Raw genomic sequence first — 16,903 nt, 5'->3', positions numbered from 1 at the left:
CTCAATCCAGCAACTCACGTACGCGAGCGGCCAGTTCCTTGGCTGTATAGGGCTTCTTCAACCAGCTCCCACGGGCAGCGAGTTCGCGGCCGGCAATCTCCGGCTCGGCGTAACCGGAGGTGAAGAGAACCTTTATTTCCGGGCGCTCAGCGCGGACAATCTCTGCGAGCTCATCTCCCGTCATGCCGCCGGGCATGATGATATCTGTGAAAAGCAGGTGAATGGTCGTGTTTTCTCGGAGCTTGGCAAGTGCCTCGGCTCCATTCTCCGCCTCGATCACAGCGTAGCCCAGGTCGGTCAGGCGGGACACCGCTACACGGCGCACGCGTGCGTCGTCTTCCACCGCCAGGATCGTTTCAGATCCGCCCGGAAGCGTCTTGTTTGACGCGAGAGGCGCCTCGGATGTCGAAGCAGCGTCGCTCGCAAACTGGATGGCCGGTAGGAAGATGCGCACGCTCGTTCCCTGGCCTTCCTCGCTATAGATCTGGAGATGGCCGCCAGACTGCTTGGCAAAACCGTAAACCATGCTCAATCCCAGACCCGTCCCGGACCCGACGCCCTTGGTCGTAAAGAAGGGTTCAATTGCCCGCTGCTTCACCTCGTTGGACATTCCGGTGCCATTATCGGTCACGCTGAGCAGGACATAATCGCCGGTGCGCACGTGCGGGTACATCTGCGCGTAGTCGACGTCGAGCTTTACCCGCGAGATCTCGATAGAAAGACGACCGCCGCGCGGCATTGCATCTCTCGCATTCAGGGTCAGGTTGAGGATCGCGTTCTGAAGCTGGGAGCCGTCCACCAGCGCCTCATTCGCGGCACCGGTTTTCACCGTACGCAGCTCGATTGTCTCACCCACCGTCCGGCGCAAAAGGTCCGAGAAACCCGAGACCAATTGGCCGATGTCGACGATCTTCGGGTTGAGCGGCTGCTTGCGCCCGAAGGCGAGCAATTGCCCGGTCAGTTTGGCGCCGTCTTCGGCAGCACTTTGCGCTTCGCGCAGCATGGTGAGTAGCCGCTCGTCCGTGATCTTGTTTTCGACCATTTCGAGATTGCCGCTGATCACCGTGAGCAGGTTGTTGAAGTCATGCGCCAGGCCCCCGTCAGTTGGCCGATCGCCTCCATCTTCTGAGACTGCCGCAACTCCTCTTCGATCTTATGGCGGCTGGTAAGGTCTCGCACGAAGCCGGTGAATATCCGTTTTCCGTTGACCCGAGTCTCGCCGACAGCGAGCTCCATTGGAAAGACCGTACCATCCTTCCGCTGGCCCGTGACGACGCGGCCATAACCGATGATGCGCCGCTCACCGGTTGCGACATAGCGGTCGAGATAACCGTCATGTTTCTTCGCGGTCGGGCGAGGGCATCAGCATCTTGACGTTCCTGCCCTGCACCTCTTCTGTCAGATATCCGAACAGTCTTTCGGCGGCAGTGCTGAAGGAGCTTATGAGCCCCCCCTCATCGATGACGACCATCGCGTCGGGTACCGTGTCGAGAATGGAGCGCAGGTGCGCCTCTCTTTCCGCCAAGTTGTTCTCCGCCACCTTCATGTCGGCCACGTCGCTATTCATTTGGACGATCATCTTCTCGGAATTATTGGTGCGCGTACCGGCCGCAACCCATCGGCTGGCGACATAGATTGAACGGCCTCCTTTGTGGCGGTGGACAACTTCCCCCTCCCAACTCCCCGCGGTACGCATCTGGTGACTGATGTCGGCCAGTGACTCGGGAAAATGCGTCTGCAGCAAGTCGTGAACAATCTTTCCGAGCGCCTCCTCCCGCCGCCAGCCGTAGAGGGTTTCGCAACCTTCCGTCCACCGGAGGATTACTCCATCTTCGCCATGGACGATGAGATTGGCATGATCGAGAAGTCTGAGCGCCGCATCCAGATCACCGGTTCCTGCCTGGGGAAATGCCGCCGCTTCATCCATCATCAACTTCCATTTCTTTTAGTGGGCGCGACGCTCTTCGGCCGAGCCGTATGCCGAACGCCGATCCTCATCCCATTCATCGCCATCTCCTGCGAGTTGCGCAAGCAGGGTACGGCGTAGAATTTTCACGGCATGACGACCGGATGCGGCCAGGACCCCCTTGTTCGCCAGCTTTGTCATGGTCCGCGAAACGGTTTCGATCGTAAGGCCGAGATAGTCGGCGATATCAAGACGGGTCATCGGAAGGGGGACGACGGCCTCACGCGCGCCCATCCGCAGAGCCCTTTGCAGCTCCACGAGAAGAAAGCTGCATAGACGTTCTTCGGCATTCTTCGTCGAAAGGAGGACCATCTGGTCCTGGGCTGCGGCCATCTCGTCAGACATCCGCTTAAAGACCGCCGGTCGAAGTTCATCGGAGCTTGCGACCTCCTTCTCGAAAGCCTTGCGAGACAGACGCCGGATCACCACGTCGTTGATCGCTTCGGCGCTATAGATATACTGGCTCTTGAACGAGATGCCGAGAATGTCACCAGCATGAAGAAAGCCGGTTATGACGCGCCGGCCATCGGGCAAAATGCGCATGATCCGCAGCGTGCCTTGGACGATTTCGAAGATGGATGCTGCAGCGTCGCCCTGGAAGAACAGAATTTGTGCGGCAGACAAGTGCTCCACCGGCTGCTTTGCAAAGAGCGTGTGAAGGCAGTCCCTTCGCTGCGAACTTACTGGCGCTTGCCTCGCGAAAGCGGACTTGGTGGTGGCGGCCTGTGCAAACATTGTTCATCCCCGTTCTTCAATGGTTGCAGTTGACTCTACCTCCGTAACAGGCGAATGCTGGAGCTGTGACATTTGGTGCGATTGTGTAACGCTATGTAACGGTCCAGTTCCCGCCGATCATGATAACTGAAACCAGCCCTCATCCTGCCCTTCTCGTTGTCGATGACGATGTGCGTATCCGAAACATGCTAGCTCGCTATTTCGAGGACGAAGGCTATTCGGTCACTTGCGCCGCCGATGGGCGAGAGATGCGGAGCAGCATGAAACAGCGGAATTTCGATGCCATCCTGCTCGATCTGTCACTTCCGGGCGGACAAGACGGGCTCGAACTGGCGCGCGAGATCCGCACTCATTCCGACGTGCCGACCATTATGTTAACTGGGCGCGATGACGTCGTGGACCGGATCGTCGGGTTGGAAGTCGGCGCCGACGACTACCTCGCGAAGCCTTTTCACCTTCGGGAGGTGCATGCGCGTCTAAAATCCATTCTGCGAAGGCGAGGCGCTGCGCCCAGCGCCGCCAGGAATGGACCGACAGGTCAGGTCCTTGTGTTCGAAGGGTGGTCGCTCGACCTCAACCGCCGCGAGCTGCGAAGATCCAGCGACGAACATGTGGAGCTGACGACCGGCGAATTTGACATGCTCACCGTCCTGGTCACCCATGCGGGGCGTGTCTTGACCCGGGATCAGTTGATGGACATGACGCGCGGCAGACAACTGGAAGCCTTCGACCGGGCCGTGGACGCGCAGATCGTCCGTCTGCGACGCAAGATCGAAACTGATCCCAAGCATCCGCAATTGGTGAAATCGGTTCGCGGCATCGGTTACGTCTTCACTGGCACGGTGGAGCGAAAAAAGGATTAGTGGAGCGTTCGGCTGCCATGGGTTTGAACGATCGTGCAGCCGCTGCCATCGGATGGCTCTGGCGGAACATCGATCAGATGCAGCAGGGACTGATGGTTCGTCCAGAAGCGTATGGCGTCGCATCTTTCTTTCTGCGCGACCCGCCTCGCTAGCTCTATCAACCGGCTGCCAATGTCATCTTCCTCCAGCAAGCCTACGGTCCTGAAGAAAGGCACCTCCAGCAGGTCGCCGAGAAGCGGGTGCTTGACTGGAACCATCTTGGCGATGGCATGGATGTAACCTCTATGATCTTTCGCCGCCGCCCAATGTCTCCGCTGCTCTCCCGCGTTCATGAAGCCTTTCCAGGTCTCCAGGTCGAGCGTCGGAAGAACAGGCTGTATGACTGCAAAAGAACGCGCAACGTCTTGCTGGCTCAGTTTCTCTATCTCAAAGCTCAAGAACATTTTCTCATCATCGGCAGCACTTGCTGCCCCTCCTACCGAGCCAGAAGAACCGGCACCTTGGTTTCTTGCAATTGAGGCGGTGACGCCGCCAAAGATGCGCTGGCGCATTCGCGAATGCCCGTAAGCTCCCATCACGAGAAGGTCCGCTGCAGTCTCGAGAGCATGCTGCTGCAGGACGTCCTCCACGCTTCGGCCCGCGCTCGCGAGTTGATCCACAACCACATTGGCTCCATGCCGGGCAAGATAGGTGGCAACATCGGCACCTGGTTGCTCGCCATTGCGTCCGTAAAGCGCATCGGGATCGACTACTGTCACGTGAACCTGCTCTGCATGCGCGAGAAGATCGAGAGCTTCTCGGGCGGCACGCCCTGCCTCGACCTTGGAGTTCCACGCGAGGAGTATGCTCTTGGGCTTCAGCGAGAATTCAACGTCCTCCGGCACCAGGATCAGTGGACGATGCGCATGAAACACGATGGCATCCACCAAAGTACGAAGGAGATCCCTCGCCTTCACGACACCTTGACCGATGATGGCGAGGTCGCAGTAGAGCGCCCTCTGAAGGATTGCCTGCTCCAGGAAGGATCGCTCCGCGAATGCGACCTGAACATCGAAGGAGAGATCTTCCGATCTACAGCGCTCCGTTACCTGCTCACGCACCGTCGTGAGCACCTTTAGGTCCTCGTCGCGCTGCTCCAGCCAACCCAGGCCGACCGGATAATCGCCGACCGTAGGTCCCCCGGCCACCCCGGCAACAACAACCGTCAAGTGGGCGTTGATCTCGCAAGCTGCTTTGATCGCCTGACTTATGTCCTTTTGAACATCATTGTTGCCAATGATCGCCATGATGGTCTTGAACGCCATGCCTTTGCTCCTCTGTCTTGCGGAAGAGACTAGCTGCTGGGGCGCCACCTGCCATGATATTGGTCAAATCTTCACTGCGAGGGTAAGGCTTTCAGATCCTAGGATGCAGCTCGTGGAAATGATCTGCCGATCATAGCTGCTCCGAAGCGCGTGAGGTCCCCACGAAGGCAGTTTCCCCGCGCTCGTAGAGTTCGAAAACATCGTCACGTTTACAGAGATCGGTTCCTTGGCTTATCACGGTCGCTGCGCCGGCCGCGACACCAAGTCGGAAGGCATCCTCGATCGGGTAGTTCCGGATCAACCCCCACACCATTGCGCCGACGAAGCTGTCGCCGGCACCGACGGTCGAACCGACCGGCACGTTGAATGAAGGCGCTTTGGTCACTGTCGCGGCACTCACCAGGAGGGCTCCTTTCCGGGCCATGGAAACGCAGACATGCTCAACCGCACCTCGGCCGATAAGATCCTGGCTGGCGGCAATCGCGCCTGCTTCGTCCAACGGGTAACCCACGATCCCTTCCAGTTCATCGAGGCTTGGCTTGATCATGAAGAGCCCGCCAATGTCCAAAGCCTCTTTCAAAGCCTCTCCCGAAGCGTCGAGAATGAAGCGCGTTTTCCCCTGGCCGAAAAGTCGCGCCATCTCAGCGTAGGCGTTCATGGGTACGCCTCGGGGGAGGCTTCCACTCAGAATCACATAATCCGCCGCCGTATGCTCCAGAAAGCGCAGCACCTCTCCGTATTCTTCAGCACTCACTTCAGGCCCCTCGGGGACGAACCGATACTCCCGTCCCGTCTTCATCTCCTTGACCATGAAGGCAATACGGATGGCGCCTTGGATCGGGATGCAGTGCAGGTTGACAGGCATCTGGCGGACCGCATCGAGGAACACCACGCCGGTCGCCCCGCCCGCCATTACGAGAAGATCCGGTTTCTCCCCCAGTTCCGCCAGTACGCGAGCCACGTTAACGCCGCCCCCGCCAATGTTTTGGCGCTGGTTGCGGGTTCGAACCTTCTGTGTCGGGGCCACTTGATCCGTCTCATTGGAGAGGTCGATCGAGGGGTTGAGGGCGACACAGAGCACGGATGTCATGACTTCTCCATCTTCAGGTTTGGCAGGCCGCATAACGTCGGAGGCAGCATTTCCGACAAAGATGACCGCATCTTTTACGACGCGGCATGTCGGCTGAAGCTAGCGGAAAGCGCAACCGGACCCAAGTCGCGTCAAGCAGCTACATCCATGGCGGCCCAATTCCTGAACAAATCGTAGCGCGGCAGCGGCGTTGAAATAATTCCGTCTCATTCGGTCTCTATGGGTGAAAGACATAGGAGGTAGAAGTCATGTCGATCGATCTTACCATCAAGGAGGCCGTGACTGATCCGCTGATCGAGCTGTTGCTCAAGGCTGACGGCCTCAACACAGAAGCGTTTGCCGATCTGCTCGACCAGGCCGCCGAAGAGCAGATGCGGCAAAAGCTGGCGCAGCTGCGCGAAACGCGCGCCGAGCTTTTCTATCAGCGCCTGTCCGCGGCCGAAACACTGGAGCAAGCTCGCGGCCATTGCTGATCCGGCAGCCGCTTTGCCGAGCTACAAGAGGCCACACGACCGTGAAGCGGCCTCGATCGCAGGATCAGAAGGCAGCAGCCACCAGGCGTCTGCGCATGGAGTCCAGGCCGGTTCCTTGACGTTCGACCAGGGTATGCTCCCAAGCAAGGGCCGTCTTTACAATCTGCCCAAGGTCGTCATGGCGCGGTACCCAGCCCAGTAATTCCCTGGCAAGGGTGGAGTTGGCCACGACACAAGCCGCATCTCCCACCCGTCGGGGGGAATGCGTAACCGAGAACTCACGTGCACTGGCTCGCTTCACTGCTTCCAGTACTTCAAGAACGGAATAGCCTCGACCGTAGCCGCAGTTGGCAATAAGCGACTTGCCGTCACTCCGCAGATACCGCAGGGCCATCAGGTGCGCACCTACTAGATCTGACACGTGAATGTAGTCGCGGACACCGGTGCCATCATGCGTCGGATAGTCGGTACCATAGACTTCCACTCCCGGCCGCTGCCCCAAGGCTGCCTCGCATGCAATCTTGAGCAGGTGCGTGGCTCCCTCCGTCGACAAGCCTGTTCTCCCTGCGGGATCAGCGCCCGCGACATTGAAATATCGCAGCGCCACAAAGCGGAAATCATGTGCTGCCGCCGCGTCCTTCAGCATCAACTCCGACATCAGCTTGGACTGCCCATAGGGATTCTTAGGCAGCGTCGGCGCCGTCTCCACCACCGGCGTGTCATCTGGAAGGTCCCCGTAGACCGCAGCGGTGGAAGAAAACACGAAATGACGGACCCCGGCCTCTATGGCCGCGGCAGCAAGCAGGCGGGTATTGCTGGTATTGTTCTCGTAGTATTCGAGCGGATGCGTCACCGACTGCGGCACCACAATCGAACCTGCGAAATGCAGAATGGCCTCGATCTCATTCTCGACGAAGATCTGAGCCAGCATGTCGCGGTCACCGACATCGCCGAGGTAGAAGCGCGCCGCTGGCGGCACTGCCCAACGGAATCCCGTCGACAGTCGGTCAAGGACAACCACGTCCTCGCCTGCATCGAGCAGAGCCCACGCCATATGGCTTCCGATATAGCCGGCACCGCCGGTAACAAGAACGGCCATTTCAACACTCCTGCCTTTTTTGACTGACAGGAAGCGAAGCACCGTTCTGCTTCACCAAAGCTTACCGCGCGCTCGCCCGAGCGGGTTTATTGCTCCGGACGACTAAGGCGTGGTTCTCGATTTCATTCATATTTTACTTATCATGCTCTGTTCAGAGCTTCAGGATGTAGTCTGCGAGTCGGTCCGCAGCTTCGCGCACCTGAGCTGGGTCGCGAAGGAAGCAGGCTCGGAGGAATAACTCTCCGCCCGGACCGAAAGCTGAGCCAGGTGCGAGCGCCACCTGCACCTTGTCCACGATATCAAGTGCGGCTGCACGACTGTCCGTTACACCGTCGACTTTGAGAAAAGCATAGAGTGCGCCCTCTGGCTTCAAGGTATCGACCCGATTGGTGGAAATCAGCGCATCGCAAAGCAGATCCCGGGAGATCCGGGCGCGACCGATATTTTCGCGGACGAACTCATCACCACGATCGAGCGCGACGACACAGCCCCGCTGCAGGAACTGCGCGACACCCGAATTGGAGTACTGGATGAGGTTTTCGATGACCTGGCCCAGTTCCGGCGGCGCCACAAGCCAGCCGACCCGCCAGCCGGTCATCGACCAGTTCTTGGAAAAGGAATTGGCAAAGATCACCTTGTCGCCCTCTTCCATGATGTCCATGAAGGAGGGGGCGCGCGTGCCAGTGCCGTAGTGGTAGAGAGCGTAAATCTCATCGGCGATGATCCACAGGCCGTGGCGGCGGGCGAGATTCAGAATTGCGGCCAGTTCGTCCCGCGAGGCGGTCCAGCCGGTTGGATTGGAGGGCGTATTGATGAACAAAGCCCGCGTGCGCGGCGTGATCAGCCGCTCGAGCTTCTCGACGTCGAGCGACCAGCCGCCATCAACGAAGTCCAGCGTCAGCGGCACTGCCTTCGCTCCACCGATTTCGACAGAGGCAACGATGTTCGGCCAGGCCGGAGAGAGGTAGATCAGTTCGTCGCCCGGCTCCGTCAAAGCCTGAACCGCCAGCATGATCGCATGCATGCCGGAACCGGTGACGTAGAAGTGGTCGCTGGGAAGCGAGACGGTGAAGTGGCGGGCATAGTACCTGGACAGCGCCTCGCGCAGCTCCGGAATCCCGCGCTGCCAGGTATAAAATGTCTCGCCTCCGAGCAGCGCCTCGCTGGCTGCTCGGTTGATGAAGTCCGGCGACGGCAGGTCGCCCTCGCCTGCCCAGAGCGGAATCAGGCCTTCACGATTGCGAGCATAATTAATGACCTCGACGATCCCGCTTTCGGGAGCGGCACGCGCGCGGGGGCTGAGGCTATCGAGTAAAGACATGCAGAACTTCTCCGGCTGGAGCGTTCTCATAGCCCACCTGCCCCGCTGAATCCCATCAGATTCCGTGAGGCTGGCATCGATTTGTGTGATGCGTCGGTTAGCGCGTCTTCAGCAGGTCGCGGATCTCTGTCAGCAGCAGCACGTCTGCCGGCGGCGGAGCGGCGGCCGCTTCAACCGGCTGCTTTTCTTCCTTGATGCGGATCCGGTTCACGACCTTCACCATCCAGAAGATGATCCAGGCCAGGATCAGGAAATTGATGATGACCGTGATGAAGCTGCCATAGGCGAAAACCGCGCCCTGCTCCTTTGCGGCGGCAAGCGTCGGTGCCGTTACCGTGGAGGAGAGCGGGACGAAATAGTCGGAGAAATCGATGCCCCCGATGATCGCACCGACAATCGGCGTGATGATGTCATTGACGAGGGAGTTGACGATGCCGGTGAAGGCGCCGCCAATGATGATGCCCACTGCCAGGTCGATGACGTTGCCCTTGGCAATGAACGACCTGAACTCCGACACGACTGCCATTTGCGCTTCCTTTCTCGAGGCGAGGTTCTTCAACAGCATCAACCTGGCACGCGCATCTGGATTGTCCAGACGGCATGACCTCAACCCATTGAACTTTATGCCAAGAGCCGCATGATTTCCAAGGCAGGGCTTTTATCCTATTGTCCCTCCTTCAATGCCCGAAGCGGAGGAGACATGCTTCCAGGCTGGCTGCTATTCCTGTCGGCATTCGCCTATATCCTGCTTCTGTTCGCCGTGGCCAGCTACGGTGACAGCAGAAGCCGTAGGTTCGGTGTGCCGCAGGGCGGGCGTCCGATCGTCTACGCGCTCAGCCTCGCCATCTACTGTACGTCCTGGACCTATTTTGGCGGCGTTGGCCTCGCCTCCCAACGCGGGCTAGAGTTCACCGGAATCTATATCGGTCCCATCCTCGCCTTCACCCTTGGGATGCCGTTGATCCGACGCATTGTGGAACTGGCAAAGGCGGAGAAGCTGACTTCCGTCGCCGACTTCATTGCGGCGCGCTACGGAAAAAATTCCGCCGTGGCCATGATCGTGGCCATCATTTCGCTGATCGGGGCCATCCCCTACATCGCACTGCAGTTGAAGGCGGTCTCGAACTCCGTTGCGGCAGTCGTGGATACCTCTGCCTATGGCATCGGCAGTGGCAATCTCCATTTCGTCGACCTGGCGCTCATCGTGACCCTGTTGATGGCATGTTTCGCGGTGATATTCGGGACCCGGCATACGGATGCAACAGAACATCAGGATGGCTTGATCCTCGCCGTTGCCATGGAATCCGTCGTGAAGCTGCTGGCCTTCGCGACCGTCGGCGTCGCAGTGATGTTCGTGCTGTTCGACGGCCCCTCCGATCTCTGGACAAGAGCTTCTGAGAACCTGTTCGTGGCATCGGCAATGTCCTACGAGACACCCCTCAGCCGCTGGTTGATGCTGATCGCGCTGTCAGCATTTGCCATCATCATGTTGCCGCGGCAGTTCCACGTGACCGTGGTGGAGAACCGCACAGCACGCGAGCTGAAGATGGCGGCCTACCTGTTGCCGCTCTACTTGGTCGCCATCAACATCTTCGTTATACCGATCGCGATTGCCGGCCTCATCATCTTCGGCGGCACCGGCAATGCTGACCTCTACGTGCTGCTCCTGCCGCTCGAAAACAAGATGCCGCTGATCTCGCTGATCGCCTTTATCGGCGGCTTTTCCGCGGCAACAGCAATGGTCATTGTCGCTTCGGTCGCATTGGCCATCATGGTCTCCAACGACATCGTGATGCCGGTGCTGCTGCGTCGTAAGCTCATGCGCCGCGCTGTGCACCGGGCCGACTTCACCCAAACACTTCTGCGCGTCCGCCGCACCTCGATCATCGTCGTGCTGATGTTGGGCTATGGCTATTACCGGGCAGCCGACGGTGACACTGGCCTCGCCTCAATCGGCCTCCTCTCCTTTGCCGCCATCGCGCAGATGGCACCTAGTCTCATCGGCGGCCTGGTATGGCGTCGGGCCAACGCCCGGGGCGCCATTCTCGGCATGACCTTTGGCTTCCTCGCCTGGGCCTACCTGCTCTTCGTGCCAAGCCTTGGAGGACCGAACAACGCTCATCTCGCTGCGGCAGTGCTACATTTCCTTTTGCCTGGCACCGACCTTTTTGGCGCCGAAGCCGACCCCCTTGTCACCGCAACGTTCTTCAGCCTGATCCTCAATAGCCTCACATTCGTTCTTGGATCATTGTCCCGCAACCCGAAGCCTCTGGAGCGCATCCAAGCCGGTATCTTCGTCAAGCGACGGCAGCGCTCGCAATTTGCGACCCGCGGCTGGAAGACCCGTGTTAGTGTCGGCGACCTGAAGACGACTATTTCGCGCTATCTGGGTGAGGAGCGGATGGAGCGCTCCTTCGACAAATACGCCGAAACGAGCGGCCGCTCCCTGGATGACGATCAGCCCGCGGACATGGCTCTCATCCATTTTTCGGAGCAGCTTCTTGGCAGTGCCATTGGTTCCTCGTCCGCGCGGCTCGTTCTGTCGCTCATCCTTCAGAAAGCAGAGGGCGCGAGCGCCGACACTGCTTGGCTGCTCGATCAGGCAAGCGAGGCGCTGCAATATAATCAGGACATGTTGCAGACGGCCCTCTCGCAGATGGATCAGGGCATAGCCGTCTTCGACAGTTCCTACTGTCTCACCATCTGGAATCGACGTCTCCGCAACCTGCTCGACCTGCCCGAGCAGGTCGGCCAGGTCGGTTATCCTCTCGCGGACATCATTTCCATTCTCGTCGACAGGGGTGACGTGAAGCCGGAAGAGCGTTTTGATGTCATGCGGCAGTTTCAGACTCTCGATGCGCCGTTCCCCTTGGTCCTCGGTCAAGGCAAGCGGATCATCGAGGTGCGATCGAACGCGATGCCTGACAAGGGTATCGTCGCCACGCTCACTGATATCACCGAGCGGGTAGCAGCGGATCGGGCGCTGAAGCAGGCGAATGAAACACTTGAGCAACGGGTGGAGGAGCGTACTGCGGAGCTTACCCGGGTAAATCATCAACTTGCCGAGGCGCGCGCATTGGCTGAAGAGGCGAACCTGGGAAAGACGCGCTTCTTTGCCGCCGCAGGGCACGACATCTTGCAGCCGCTCAACGCTGCGCGCCTCTACACTTCGGCCCTCGTGGAGAGGCTCGGTAGTTCGGACAACCGTTCGCTCGTACGCAATGTTGATTCCGCGCTTGAATCGGTCGAGGCGATTTTGGGTGCGGTCCTCGACATTTCCCGTCTCGACACCGGTGCCATGAAGCCTCGGCTGACATCCGTCGCACTCGATGACCTGCTGCGGCGGATTGAAACCGATTTTGCCCCTATGGCCCGCGAGAAGGACCTGACTTTCGTCGTGATAGGTAGTTCACTGCACGTGCGCTCTGACGCGAACCTGCTGAGACGGTTGATCCAGAACCTCGTCTCTAATGCGATCAAGTACACGATAAAGGGCAAGATTCTGGTTGGCGCCAGACGTCGCGGAAACGAGGTCGTGATCGAAGTGCTGGATTCCGGCATCGGAATCCCGCAGGCGAAATTTCGTACCGTCTTCAAGGAGTTCATTCGTCTCGATGAAGGCGCACGAACGGCGACGGGGCTCGGTCTCGGACTTTCTATCGTCGATCGTATATCGCGGGTGCTCAAGCACTCGGTGGAGCTGTCTTCCGTCCAGGGCAAGGGCACGATCTTTCGGGTGCGCCTGCCGCGCGACCTTTCACCGCCGCAGGCAATACGGCCGGCGGAGCAGCCCGAGCGGCGACGGCGCTTGCAGGCCCTCCACGGCCTCCGGGTTCTCTGCATCGACAACGAGCCGAAGATCCTCGAAGGCATGGCGCTGCTCGTCTCCGGCTGGGGTTGCAGCGTGGGCACGGCAGCTTCGATGGAAGAGATCGAGGCGATCGTCGCTGCCAAGGAGCCCCCGCCGGACGTCATCGTTGCCGACTATCATCTTTCCGACGGCAATGGGCTTGATGCAATCATTCGACTCCGGCAAGCTTACGCTGCGGAAATCCCAGCCCTTTTGCTGACGGCTGATCGTGCATTGGACTTGCGTGCGTCAGCTGAGCGACAGGAAATCGCAGTCCAGCACAAGCCCGTTCGCCCCGCAGCACTGCGCGCATATCTGACCCAAGCTGCAGGGTTCAAGCGCATTGCCGCCGAGTGATCTTCCCGTTCATCCCGCAGTCATGTCCCACTTCCTAGTACAAGACCGCTAAATCGCGGGCGGAACTGACTGGTGTTTCGTCGCGTTTGTTGCGCAGAAATCCTGGCCCCCAGGGCCATACCGACCGGGCGACCCAAGCGCATCGGCACGGCACAACGGAGACCGCGACCGATGAAACGGTTCGACCTTATTGATGGTATGCGAGGGTATTTCCTCGTCTTCATGCTGATCAACCATCTGATCTTTGCCGGCGGTTATTGGCTTGTGAAGGTCAATCACAACCAGCTCGCCTTTGTCGAGGATGCACAAGGCTTCGTGTTCCTGTCTGGCCTCCTGATCGGCATGGTCTATGCGCGTAAGATGGTGAAGAACGGTTACACGGCCGGGCGGCAGGCGATCTATTCCCGTGCCTTCGAGCTTTACCGTTACGCGATGGGGATCGTCATCGCAGTCCTGGCGGCTCAGATGATCCTCCCGGAAGCCTACACCGTCTGGTACAACTGGCTCGGATACACGACCTTCGACGACCCACTGCGCCTGGCTGCAATTGCGACATTCCTTTTCCAGCCAACCTTCATGGACATCCTGCCGCAGTACATCGTCTACATGCTGTTTGCGCCGCTGCTCGTCAAACTCGTGCTGGACGACAAGTGGCATTATGTGCTGGCCGCCTCCCTGGTGCTGTGGATGGCTGCGCAGCTAGGGCTCCAGCGCGTGTTCACGGAGCCTGTGAACCAGCTCATCCTGGGACCCGACGACCAGGGTATCCGAGCAAGCTTCAACCTTCTCGGCTGGCAGATCGTGTTCTACTCGGGTCTTGTCCTGGGTGCTATGACCTCAGCCGGCAAGATCGACTGGGGCCGTATCCTCACGCCGCAGAACACCTTCATCCCGAAGATGGCGCTGATCGTGGTCCTATTCTTCCTGCCGCTCAGGATCATGACCGCCAATGGCCTGATGCCCGACTTCATGATCGGCAAGTTCGCCGCCATGGAAGTCCGCGCCGACTTCGGCCCGGTCTATCTGTTGAACTTCATCGCCGTCGCAGCGCTCGTCACCTGGCTGCTCGCGGCCGGTCCGAAGCATCCGTCGAACTTCGTCCGCAGTGCTGCCGTCGTGCTGACCTGGGTCTTCTCGCTGAAGTTCCTGCAGCTGATCGGACGCCACTCTCTCTACGTCTACGTGTGGCACGTTGCGATCGTCTACGCAGTCTACTACTTCGACGGCCGCTCCCCGGAGCTCAGCCAGCTCACGAAGACCCTGATTGCCTTCGTTGGTATTGGCCTCCTTGCCGTCCCCGCGATCTGGCGGGAGCGCGAGAAGTTCTTCGGCACGCCTGCCACTCCCGCTCCGGCCCTGAAGCCGCAGCCGAAGGTCGTCGGAAACCGCTAAACGCTGGAGGCGCGGTGGCTCAGGTCACCGCGCCGATCTGCCACGGCACGAATTCGTTGTCGCCGTAGTCGTAGATCTCGCTCAGGGTCTTCTTGCCTGATGCCACCGCGATGATGTCCTCAAAAATCCGCTGACCGGACTGCTCGATTGTTTCCTCACCGGTGACGATGCCGCCGCAGTTGATGTCCATGTCCTCCTTCATGTGCTCGTACATTTCGGAGTTCGTGGCGATCTTGATGCAGGGCGACGGCTTGAAGCCGGACACGGAGCCGCGGCCGGTGGTGAAGCAGATGACGTTGCAGCCACCCGCAACCTGGCCCGTGACGGCAACCGGATCGTAGCCCGGTGTGTCCATGAAGACGAAGCCAGGCTCGGTCACCTGCTCGGCAAACTCATAGACGGCCTTCAGCGGCATGGAGCCGCCCTTGGCAACAGCGCCCAATGACTTTTCCAATATGGTCGTCAGGCCGCCGAGCTTGTTGCCATAGGAGGGGTTGTTGTTGAGCTCGTCGCCGTTGCGGGCGGTATAGTCCCGCCACCAGTCGATCCGCTCCAGAAGCTTGTGGGCGACGTCCGGCGTGATGGCACGACGCGTCAGCAGGTGTTCTGCACCATAGATCTCCGGCGTTTCCGAGAGAACGGTCGTTCCGCCATTGCGGACGATGAGATCGGAGGCATAACCCAGCGCCGGATTGGCCGAAATGCCGGAATAGCCGTCGGAGCCGCCGCATTCGAGTGCCACCTTCAGCTTTGAGAGCGGCTGCGGCGTGCGTACCGCTGCGTTCACGCTCGGCAGCATCTCCTTGATGATTTCGATAGCCGCATCGATCGTCTTCTTCGTTCCGCCGTGCTGCTGGATCGTCATCGTGCGCAGCCGGTCGCCTTCCTCCATCTTGTAGTGCTCGAGGATCGGCCCGATCTGGTTGGTTTCGCAGCCGAGGCCGATCATCAGGATGCCGCCGAAGTTCGGGTGCTTGGCATAGCCCTGGATCGTGCGGATGAGGACCCGGTAGCCCTCAGACTTGTTGTTGAGCGCGCAGCCGCCGCCGTGGGTCAGCGCCACGACGCCGTCGATGTTCTCGAAACCATCCAGCCCGCCCATGCGGTTGAAGTAGTCGGCGATATAGCGGGAAACGGTGGCGGAACAGTTCACCGAGGAGATGATGCCGATATAGTTGCGCGTGCCGGCGCCGCCGATGCCGCGGTCATAGCCCATAAAGGTCCGCCGCTCGTTTTCCGGCAGCATGCCCTTCTCTTCGACGTCGATGCTGAACTGGTGCTCATGCTCGGATGGCAACATGGCAAGGTTGTGCAAATGCACATGACTGCCCGGCTCGATATCCTGCGTCGCCAGCCCGATCACCTGGCCGTACTTCTTGACCTCCGCTCCGGAGGGAATGCGCTTGATCGCCACCTTGTGGCCGCGCCCGATCAGTTCGCGCGCGACGAGATCGCCGTGGCCGACCAGCCCGCCGGGCTGAACGGAGCGGCGGACGACGCCGACATCGTCGTCGGCATTCAAAATGATGATCGGTGAAATGATGGCATCCATGGCTGCTTCCTCCTCCCCGGAGGTTCTCCTGCTACGATAGCGAAATGGTTTTGGTCACCGCGGCTCGTTTTCCATCCAGCGGCGCTTCGATTCCTCCAGATGCGCATGCATCATCGCCTGCGCGAGAAGAGGGTCGCGTGCTTCGAGCGCGTCGTAGATTGCCTCATGCTCGCGAAGGGCGTTGCGCCAGGTCTCCGGCGTCTCGAACCGCGTGCGGATCTGGGCCGATAGCGGGCTGTGGCGCTCGTCGAACAAGTCGCCGACGATATGGGCCAGCACGGAATTTCCACTTTGGCCCGCAATGGTCAGATGGAAAAGCCTGTCCTGGTCGAGAGGCTTGCGCCCCGCCGCGATTTCCGAGCGCATGGCGTCGAGCGCCTCACGAAGCGACGTCAGGCCTTCTGCGGAAATCCTGGCTGCGGCAGCAAGCGCCACGCTGCCCTCGACGGCAGCCCTCGCCTCCATCAGCTCCACCGGGCTTTCGCCCATCGAACCGGTCTGCCATGCCCGGCGCTCCGGCTCGGCCGTGATGTAGATGCCCGAGCCCATGCGGATCTCGACGCTGCCTTCGATCTCGAGCGCGATCAGCGCCTCGCGCAGCGACGGTCGGGAGACACCGAGCTGTTGGGCAAGATCCCGTTCGGCCGGCAGGCGGGCACCGGGGGCAAAGTGACCACCCTGGATCAGCGCCCGTATCTGGTCGGCAATCTGCTGGTAGAGCCTGCGCGGCTCCGCGGCCTTGATCGGTCCGTTCATTTCGATGCCAATCGTTGAATCTGGTCTTACCATAAACGTTCGAGAAGCTTGGAGCAAGCTCTGCGGGTTTTCTGATTATCCCTACTTTCTTGGCTTTTCGGCCAGCAGCAAGCTCTACTCGCAAGCAGGTCAAATAATTGGCTTG

The 16,903-nt window shown here is 59.7% G+C and carries 12 protein-coding genes and 1 pseudogene; 4 read left to right on the top strand and 9 right to left on the bottom strand.

Features of this window, described 5'->3' with window-relative positions:
• Position 1: 1 nt before the first annotated feature.
• Together LXM96_RS11475 and LXM96_RS11470 are read right to left on the bottom strand one after the other, a co-directional pair.
• Positions 2–1,927, bottom strand: a pseudogene (locus LXM96_RS11475) (PAS domain S-box protein).
• 18 nt (positions 1,928–1,945) lie between these two features.
• Complete coding sequence (locus tag LXM96_RS11470; protein WP_239998631.1) at positions 1,946–2,701, bottom strand: Crp/Fnr family transcriptional regulator; 756 nt, start codon at positions 2,699–2,701, stop codon at positions 1,946–1,948.
• A gap of 119 nt (positions 2,702–2,820) precedes the next feature.
• On the opposite strand from LXM96_RS11470, the gene LXM96_RS11465 reads away from it, so the two are divergent.
• Positions 2,821–3,564, top strand: a complete 744-nt coding sequence (locus LXM96_RS11465; RefSeq protein WP_239998630.1) for a response regulator — start codon at positions 2,821–2,823, stop codon at positions 3,562–3,564.
• Here the strand turns inward: LXM96_RS11465 and LXM96_RS11460 are convergent.
• Positions 3,561–4,868: a universal stress protein gene (locus LXM96_RS11460; RefSeq protein WP_239998629.1), complete on the bottom strand. Its 1,308-nt coding sequence runs from the start codon at positions 4,866–4,868 to the stop codon at positions 3,561–3,563. The two genes, LXM96_RS11465 and LXM96_RS11460, sit on opposite strands and share 4 nt — an antisense overlap.
• A 130-nt stretch (positions 4,869–4,998) precedes the next feature.
• Entirely contained in the window at positions 4,999–5,958 is a 960-nt protein-coding gene (locus LXM96_RS11455; RefSeq protein WP_239998628.1) for a 1-phosphofructokinase family hexose kinase, read from the bottom strand.
• Positions 5,959–6,206: 248 nt separating this feature from the next.
• Between LXM96_RS11455 and LXM96_RS11450 the strand changes: the two genes are divergently transcribed.
• The gene (locus tag LXM96_RS11450) at positions 6,207–6,431 is read left to right on the top strand and encodes a hypothetical protein (protein WP_239998627.1); all 225 of its coding nucleotides are present in this window, start codon (positions 6,207–6,209) and stop codon (positions 6,429–6,431) included.
• Between the two features lie 64 nt (positions 6,432–6,495).
• Here the strand turns inward: LXM96_RS11450 and galE are convergent, their stop codons facing one another.
• From galE to mscL, 3 genes are all read right to left on the bottom strand, one after another.
• Positions 6,496–7,530, bottom strand: a complete 1,035-nt coding sequence (galE, locus tag LXM96_RS11445) for a UDP-glucose 4-epimerase GalE (protein ID WP_239998626.1) — start codon at positions 7,528–7,530, stop codon at positions 6,496–6,498.
• A gap of 151 nt (positions 7,531–7,681) precedes the next feature.
• Positions 7,682–8,851 carry a pyridoxal phosphate-dependent aminotransferase gene (locus LXM96_RS11440; protein ID WP_239998625.1) on the bottom strand — a complete coding sequence of 390 codons (1,170 nt, stop codon included), beginning with the start codon at positions 8,849–8,851 and terminating at the stop codon, positions 7,682–7,684.
• Positions 8,852–8,948: 97 nt separating this feature from the next.
• Positions 8,949–9,377, bottom strand: a complete 429-nt coding sequence (gene mscL / locus LXM96_RS11435; protein WP_239998624.1) for a large conductance mechanosensitive channel protein MscL — start codon at positions 9,375–9,377, stop codon at positions 8,949–8,951.
• Positions 9,378–9,551: 174 nt separating this feature from the next.
• Between mscL and LXM96_RS11430 the strand changes: the two genes are divergently transcribed.
• On the top strand, positions 9,552–13,058 hold the full coding sequence (locus LXM96_RS11430; protein WP_239998623.1) for a PAS domain-containing hybrid sensor histidine kinase/response regulator: 3,507 nt from the start codon (positions 9,552–9,554) through the stop codon (positions 13,056–13,058).
• Between the two features lie 171 nt (positions 13,059–13,229).
• Entirely contained in the window at positions 13,230–14,450 is a 1,221-nt protein-coding gene (locus LXM96_RS11425; protein ID WP_239998622.1) for an OpgC family protein, read from the top strand.
• Positions 14,451–14,469: 19 nt separating this feature from the next.
• Here the strand turns inward: LXM96_RS11425 and LXM96_RS11420 are convergent, their stop codons facing one another.
• Positions 14,470–16,002 (bottom strand): UxaA family hydrolase, encoded by a 1,533-nt coding sequence (locus tag LXM96_RS11420; protein WP_239998621.1) that lies wholly within the window; start codon positions 16,000–16,002, stop codon positions 14,470–14,472.
• A 54-nt stretch (positions 16,003–16,056) separates the two neighbouring features.
• A complete protein-coding gene (locus LXM96_RS11415; protein ID WP_239998620.1) occupies positions 16,057–16,758 on the bottom strand; it encodes a FadR/GntR family transcriptional regulator in 702 nt (233 codons plus the stop codon).
• Positions 16,759–16,903: the final 145 nt, after the last annotated feature.

The sequence above is a fragment of the Rhizobium halophilum genome, assembly GCF_021648825.1.
Lineage (GTDB): Bacteria > Pseudomonadota > Alphaproteobacteria > Rhizobiales > Rhizobiaceae > Neorhizobium > Neorhizobium halophilum.
This window is presented reverse-complemented; position numbering and strand designations above follow the sequence as displayed.

What these genes read in the sequence shown, in the direction of transcription:
- LXM96_RS11470 (WP_239998631.1), bottom strand. Translation starts at nt 2,701, where the DNA reads ATGTTTGCACAGGCCGCCACCACCAAGTCCGCTTTCGCGAGGCAAGCG.
- LXM96_RS11465 (WP_239998630.1), top strand. Translation starts at nt 2,821, where the DNA reads ATGATAACTGAAACCAGCCCTCATCCTGCCCTTCTCGTTGTCGATGAC.
- LXM96_RS11460 (WP_239998629.1), bottom strand. Translation starts at nt 4,868, where the DNA reads ATGGCGTTCAAGACCATCATGGCGATCATTGGCAACAATGATGTTCAA.
- LXM96_RS11455 (WP_239998628.1), bottom strand. Translation starts at nt 5,958, where the DNA reads ATGACATCCGTGCTCTGTGTCGCCCTCAACCCCTCGATCGACCTCTCC.
- LXM96_RS11450 (WP_239998627.1), top strand. Translation starts at nt 6,207, where the DNA reads ATGTCGATCGATCTTACCATCAAGGAGGCCGTGACTGATCCGCTGATC.
- galE (WP_239998626.1), bottom strand. Translation starts at nt 7,530, where the DNA reads ATGGCCGTTCTTGTTACCGGCGGTGCCGGCTATATCGGAAGCCATATG.
- LXM96_RS11440 (WP_239998625.1), bottom strand. Translation starts at nt 8,851, where the DNA reads ATGTCTTTACTCGATAGCCTCAGCCCCCGCGCGCGTGCCGCTCCCGAA.
- mscL (WP_239998624.1), bottom strand. Translation starts at nt 9,377, where the DNA reads ATGGCAGTCGTGTCGGAGTTCAGGTCGTTCATTGCCAAGGGCAACGTC.
- LXM96_RS11430 (WP_239998623.1), top strand. Translation starts at nt 9,552, where the DNA reads ATGCTTCCAGGCTGGCTGCTATTCCTGTCGGCATTCGCCTATATCCTG.
- LXM96_RS11425 (WP_239998622.1), top strand. Translation starts at nt 13,230, where the DNA reads ATGAAACGGTTCGACCTTATTGATGGTATGCGAGGGTATTTCCTCGTC.
- LXM96_RS11420 (WP_239998621.1), bottom strand. Translation starts at nt 16,002, where the DNA reads ATGGATGCCATCATTTCACCGATCATCATTTTGAATGCCGACGACGAT.
- LXM96_RS11415 (WP_239998620.1), bottom strand. Translation starts at nt 16,758, where the DNA reads ATGAACGGACCGATCAAGGCCGCGGAGCCGCGCAGGCTCTACCAGCAG.